Here is a 2946-nt window from a genome sequence, read left to right as displayed (position 1 = left end):
GAGCTGCTCTTCGTCGTCGCTCCCGGCGCCGGCGGCGTGACCTACTACGACGGCCTCTCCGCCAAGAAAATCCCAAGGCCCCGCATGCCCTGCCTGGAGAGCGAAGAGCCCGAACCCGCCGCGCCCGCCGCACCGGGCGAAGAAGAGCTCGTCCCTTATGTATTTAAGGAACCCCTGGCCACCGACGACGCACCCGAGGCGAATTTCTTTAAATAGAGGGCTTTGGCAGGCTATTGCAGCCGTTCTGCCCCCCTGCCTCGAACTTTCACTTATTTCTGAAATATTTATTGACACCGAAATCAGCGCGGGCGTAGGCTTGGGCCTGTGAGGGAGGCGGGGCCGTGAGAGCTGCGGTTGGCGCGGGCGTGTGCCCGCTTCCTGCCGTTTTCACCCTTACCGGACCTTCCCCACCCATCACCCGGAGCGCGCGCCATGGAACCCGTCGAAGTTTCCCGAGAGATCGATGCCCCCATCGATGAAGTGTTTTCCCACTTCGTCGACCCTTCCGAAGAGCTGCGCCTGGGGCTGCATGAAGAGCATGTGAAGGCTTACAAGGAGCTCGCCAAGGGCGAGAACTCGCTGGCCTATTCCTTCGTCTTTCAGTCTTTCGGGTTTCGCTTTGGCGGCAAGGCGCGCGAGGAATTTCAGCGCCCGCATTTAACGCGCATCTGGGTCGATGAAGGCCCGCTCAAGGATGCGATCATCGATCTGAAATTCGAAGAGACCGAACGCGGCACCACCATCGTCCGCCAGATCACGGCGATTCCCGACAGCGCCGACGGGCCGCTCCGCAAGATCCTGGGCCAACAGATGCGCGCGCGCATTCATGCGCTCACCGCCGTGCACCTCGACCAGCACGGGCGCGACATCGAAGGCCTCGAACCCAAGAGTTACCTCACCCCCGGTGAGGCCCGCGCCGTGGCCATCATGGAAGTGCTGCGCTCGGTGCGCGCGATCTCGCTCCCCATGATTCTCATGCCGCTCATTGCCGGCGCCGCGCTGGCCAGCACCGTGGGCGAGGTCTCGGGCTGGCGCCTGGCGCTCACGCTCATCGGCGGCGCGCTCGCCCTGTTCGCGGGCAACCTGACCAACGACATCTGGGATTTTTCGGGCGGCGCCGACCACGCGGCCATTGGAACCGAGGGCGCAACGCTCACCGGCAGCGGCGCCCTGCTCTATGGCACCTTCACTCCCAAACAGGCCTGGGCCTTCACAGGCGTGCTGCTGGCCATTGCCGTTGCCTGCGGCGCAGCGCTCACTGTCGGACACCCATGGGCGCCCGTCTTTGCGGTTGCCGGCGTCGGCGTGGCGATGCTCTACCAGGCCCCGCCCTTTCGCTTGAGCTACCGGGGCTACGGTCTTGGCGAGCTGTGTATCTGGGCGGCCTTCGGGCCGGTGCCCGTGGCGGGCGCCTATTACGTGCAGACCGGTACGGTCAGCCCGGCAGCGTGGGTGCTCGGCGCCGTCGTCGGACTCGGCGCCGCGCTGGTCCTCTACTGTCACCACTTCCTGCAATGGGAGGCCGACCTTGAAGCCGAGAAGATGGGTCCCATTGCGACCCTTGGGCCGAGGCGCGGCGCCAAGCTCGGTGTTGTCATCGCGCTTCTATTCGCCGCTGTCCTGGGAGCGAGCCCCTGGCTCCTTGGCGCGCCGATGTGGGCCGCACTCTCGGGTCTGCCGCCGCTGCTGCTGCTTCCGGCCCTGTGGCGTGTTGCACGTCAGGGCAACGAGGCCATCAGCTTCAGCCTGCTTCAGCGTGCAGGCGAGGCCTTTGCGCTGGGGGTCGGGGTGCTCAGCGTGGTCCTCTTCACCGCCTGAATTCTTCTTCGCGCTGCGCTAGAACAACGGGGATGAAACTCGAACCCGTGACGCTCACCGGGACGCGCGTGCGTCTTGAGCCCCTCAAGCTCCGCCACGCCGTGGGGCTCTACGATGCGGGCAACGACCCGCGCGTGTGGGTGCATCTTCCCTATGCCATCGAGCGTCGCCATCATGCAGAGCACTTCGCCGCTGCCGCGCTCGAGGGGCAGGAACGCCGCGGCGAGCTCCCCTTCGCCGTCATCGATCTGACAAGCAACAAGCTCGTCGGCTCGACGCGCTTCATGGCGGTCGTTCCCGAGCATCGACGGCTCGAAATCGGGTGGACCTGGTATGCGCCCGAAGTCTGGGGCAGCGGCGTGAACACCGAGTGCAAGTACCTGTTGCTGACCCATTGCTTTGAAACACTCGGCACCGTGCGCGTCGAACTCAAGACCGACATCCTCAATGAGCGCTCCCAGCGCGCGATCGAGCGCATCGGCGCCACGCGCGAGGGAGTCTTCCGCAAACACCTGCAACGCCGCGACGGCACCTGGCGCGACAGCGTCTACTTCAGCGTCATCGACGATGAATGGATGCGGGTCAAAGCGCATCTGGAAGGATTGCTCGCAATATGAAGCCGCTCGAAAATGCCGATCCAAAATGGCTCTCCCGGGCGGTGCTGCTGGTGGGCGCGACCATGGCTTACAACGTGGTCGAAGCGCTCGTCGCCCTGTGGGAAGGCCATCGCGCAGGGAGCATCGCACTCGTGGGCTTCGGGCTTGATAGCGTGATCGAGTGCGCGGCGGCCGCGGCGCTGTTCTGGCGCCTTCGCGTGGAGCGCGGCGGCGCGGACTCCGAACACATCGAGGAAGTCGAGACCCGCGTGCACCGCTTCGTTGGCGCGACCTTTCTTCTGCTCGCGCTCTATGTCGTCGCACAGGCAGGCTGGAGCCTGTGGTCACGGTCGGTAGCGGAGGAAAGCCTCATCGGCATCGCACTGGCCGTAGCCTCGGCGCTCATCATGCCGCTGGTGGCATGGGGAAAGATTCGCGCCGCCAGGAAGATCGGCAGCCGCGCGCTCGAGGCCGAGGCAAAAGAAACCATCGCCTGCTCGCTGCTCTCGTGGATCCTGCTGCTGGGTCTTGG

Annotated in this window: 4 protein-coding genes; all 4 read left to right on the top strand. The window is 65.2% G+C overall.

What is annotated here, in order from left to right; translation table 11 throughout:
• Positions 1 to 216: hypothetical protein (locus KDH09_19170; GenBank protein ID MCB0221827.1), on the top strand; the 216-nt coding region annotated here is incomplete at its 5' end.
• 216 nt (positions 217 to 432) lie between these two features.
• A complete protein-coding gene (locus tag KDH09_19165; protein MCB0221826.1) occupies positions 433 to 1818 on the top strand; it encodes a UbiA family prenyltransferase in 1386 nt (461 codons plus the stop codon).
• A 32-nt stretch (positions 1819 to 1850) separates the two neighbouring features.
• Positions 1851 to 2435 carry a GNAT family N-acetyltransferase gene (locus KDH09_19160; GenBank protein MCB0221825.1) on the top strand — a complete coding sequence of 195 codons (585 nt, stop codon included), beginning with the start codon at positions 1851 to 1853 and terminating at the stop codon, positions 2433 to 2435.
• The coding region (locus KDH09_19155; protein ID MCB0221824.1) for a cation transporter at positions 2432 to 2946 on the top strand (515 nt) is incomplete at its 3' end. The genes KDH09_19160 and KDH09_19155, both read left to right, overlap by 4 nt.

The organism is Chrysiogenia bacterium (assembly GCA_020434085.1).
Taxonomy (GTDB): Bacteria; JAGRBM01; JAGRBM01; order JAGRBM01; family JAGRBM01; genus JAGRBM01.
The sequence above is the reverse complement of the archived record's forward strand: the minus strand, read 5'-3'. Positions and strand labels throughout refer to the sequence as shown.

Excerpts from the sequence above, each read along its gene's own strand:
- KDH09_19165 (MCB0221826.1), top strand. The coding sequence starts at position 433 with ATGGAACCCGTCGAAGTTTCCCGAGAGATCGATGCCCCCATCGATGAA.
- KDH09_19160 (MCB0221825.1), top strand. The coding sequence starts at position 1,851 with ATGAAACTCGAACCCGTGACGCTCACCGGGACGCGCGTGCGTCTTGAG.